Below are 2,939 nucleotides of genomic sequence, written 5' to 3'. Positions count from 1 at the left end.
CGGCCGCAGCGACCTCAAGGAGGCAAGTTTGAGTAACGATTCATCTGACGCGAGACCTGCAAGTCCCACGCAAACCGTCAACACGAAGATCCTAATTGGTATACTTGTGTTTTTCGCGTTTTGGATTCTTCTCTTCCTATGGCGACATATATTTTCTGATGCAACGCATGCACTCGACGAGGCAAAGGCCCGGATGCAGTGCAGCACAAACATCAAGGCAATTGCGACCGCCATCCATGCGTACAAGGATGAACACGGTTCATTCCCACCTACATTTACAGTCGACGAGTCTGGTCGACGGATGCATAGCTGGAGAACGCTGATCCTTCCGTATCTTGGGGAACAGGAGATTTTTGATCAATTTGACCTATCACAACGATGGGATGCGGACGTGAATCGCGCGGCTAGAGAGACCGTTGTCGACGCGTATCGTTGCCCGTCGGATACCAATGACGGTGCAACGACCCGATACTTTGCGGTGATCGTCGGCGATGGGATCATGACAGGCGATGTTGGAACGAAAGCCGAAAGAGTTGTCGACGGGATGGACAACACGATCGTGGTCGTTGAAGGGCCTCCCGAGAAGGCGACTTCCTGGGCTGAACCACTCGACCTTACTGCGGATGAGTTTTTGGCGTTCGATTCGGAAACGGAACTGTCGCACCATGTGGGAGGCACTCACGCCGCGATGGCTGACGGCTCCATCATTTTCTTCACCCGATCGACCGACAAGAAATTGCTATCGGCGATGCTAACGGCATCTGGAGGAGAACCTGTTGATACTGGCTGGTAGTCACCCAAACACATGAGCGAGATAACCACCGCATGCACCGAAGCGGCGGTAGACATCGTTGCACAAGTGGTGGCCCAACCTTGCCATCCACAGATCCGTACTATTATCCAACGGAAGCAGATGGACTTTCCAATGGCACATCATGACTAGCGACCAATCCCTTCGCTGCCCACACTGTGGTTCCGGGGTCCGGCAAGGAACCGTGTTTTGTACTTCATGCGACAAACGGACTGACGATCCACCAGTGCGCCATGGTGCATCGACCTTCGACTACATTTTCCTCCATATCCGGCATTAACTTGCTCGGCATTCTCTTCGTCGGATGCGGCATTTTCGGGCTTTGGGCCGCAATTGAAGTAACATCGCGATTCGAGATGGGCGACAACCGACATTTGCCATTGCAACGCTCGCGCTCGTGACGGCAGGCGTCGCCGCTCTGGACTTCCTTGTGCGAAAAAAACGTATCGGCTTGTACAATACGAATGCGTTGCTACACCCTTCCACCGGTGGTGCTCTCTGGCACCTTCCGATTTGCGCTATATTTTCGGGGATTGCTATTTGCGTCCTTCTTCTACTCGTGGTCGCTCAATGATTGTTCGCCCCAAATCGACGAACAACAGTCCTCTTGTTTGTTCGGATATGAATTCACCTCGGTGGATGACATCTCGTTGCACTCGAGTTGGTTGTCGGCCGCTTTCAAATGGAACACGAACCCTCCCGACCTGGTGATTGGTGACGTTGTTCCGTTTCCAACTACCACCACTCCCTTCACACCGTGCAAAAGATGACAACTCAACCCAAATTCAAGACAGCGTTCCCCTTTCGTGACGATTTGCTCGGCTTGCCGGTGATTGACCTTTCGTCAACTGCTGAATGGTACTGCAAACATTTCGGAATGACTGAGGTGCAACGGACCACTGAGCCAGTGCCAACCGTATTTCTAGAACGCGACGGAACCCGCATCGGATTTGCGGTCAATGGTGGTGACGCCTCTCAAGACGGAGCTGCAATTCTCGTGTCTGATATCCGCGGATTGAAACGGGAATTTGAGAACGGCGGGTTGGAAATCGGTGAGCTTCGGACTGATGAACGTGATGGAAGATCTTTGGTTGTTTTCTTTGTCGTCGCGCCGGACGGTCTGTGCTATTACTTCCACGAACCAAAAGAAGCCGGATAATCATGTGGTGCACTCGACGCCGGTCTCACGCGTGTTTTCGAAGTGAACTACCAACCTTCCCGGCTCGTTGACCATGGACGTTACCCGACTGAGATCATGAAGAAGATACTTCTCGCACTGGTAGTGGTTCTCTCGCTGCTCGCGGTTCCCATTGCGATTTACTGGACGACTGAGCCGGTACCGGTATTGGGCGTCCGAGCACCTGCTGAGTACGTGCCGCATCCTCACGGCGCTCTCGCCAGTTCTACCGTAGTTTACCCGACGTTGATCTCGCCCGGCGGATCGTATCGGGTAGGTGTCGATTCCTCCAATGTGGTTCGTCTTGTCTTTCCGACCGGCGATCGCTTCTCTACACCCGACGGCGTATCGACATCATCCACGCTTGCTGATGTCCAGGCAGTTTCAAATTCTCCCGTAATTTCTGACGGCAAATTTGGATATACTGTTTGTCTTCCATCAGGCTGGATTGCGCGTTTCGATGCTGCTGATGGTGCACCGACACCGGACACGCTCGTCGCCTCCGTATTCAGCCGATGACCCGCAAAACGACGAGCAACCAACGCATGTCCACCCAGCGGCGGTGGCGTGCAATCACACGTTCCCGCCGCCCGCAAATGCGTTACGTCTACCGAACATGCAAGCTTTGAATCCATACGAACCACCTCAAAGCGCTCCACCGACCGAAGCGGGTGCGTGCATCAATTCGATCGGCACGATTACATCACGTTTCCACTTCACGCCAGAACACTTGATCGAAACGCTTGCTAGGTTTCGATCCCAGGGATCTGGACGTTGGCTGTGGCGATGGTTTCGATATTTCGCGGCAACCGTTTTTTTGTTCGTTGCCATCATTGGATGGTTCGTGCCGCAGTACTGGGCCTCCGCTTTTATGGTGGTGCTCACGATAGTCATGTTCTTTCCACATAAAATTGACGATTACCTCGCAACTCGCAATTTCAAGAGGTCCCC

4 protein-coding genes are annotated in these 2,939 nt (G+C 53.2%); all 4 read left to right on the top strand.

Going from position 1 to position 2,939, the window contains the following annotated elements; translation table 11 throughout:
- Positions 1 to 793, top strand: a 793-nt coding sequence (locus RSSM_RS25190) for a DUF1559 family PulG-like putative transporter (RefSeq protein ID WP_236621376.1), incomplete at its 5' end; no start/stop codon positions are given.
- 784 nt (positions 794 to 1,577) lie between these two features.
- A complete protein-coding gene (locus RSSM_RS25180) occupies positions 1,578 to 1,970 on the top strand; it encodes a VOC family protein (protein WP_044303623.1) in 393 nt (130 codons plus the stop codon).
- A 96-nt stretch (positions 1,971 to 2,066) separates the two neighbouring features.
- Positions 2,067 to 2,507, top strand: a complete 441-nt coding sequence (locus tag RSSM_RS33380) for a hypothetical protein (RefSeq protein ID WP_144060107.1) — start codon at positions 2,067 to 2,069, stop codon at positions 2,505 to 2,507.
- A gap of 106 nt (positions 2,508 to 2,613) precedes the next feature.
- Positions 2,614 to 2,939 (top strand): hypothetical protein (locus tag RSSM_RS34995; RefSeq protein ID WP_236621375.1); only part of this gene is annotated, 326 nt, incomplete at its 3' end.

It is taken from the genome of Aporhodopirellula sallentina SM41 (assembly GCF_000346505.1).
In the GTDB taxonomy this organism is placed as follows: domain Bacteria; phylum Planctomycetota; class Planctomycetia; order Pirellulales; family Pirellulaceae; genus Rhodopirellula; species Rhodopirellula sallentina.
The sequence above is the reverse complement of the archived record's forward strand: the minus strand, read 5'-3'. Positions and strand labels throughout refer to the sequence as shown.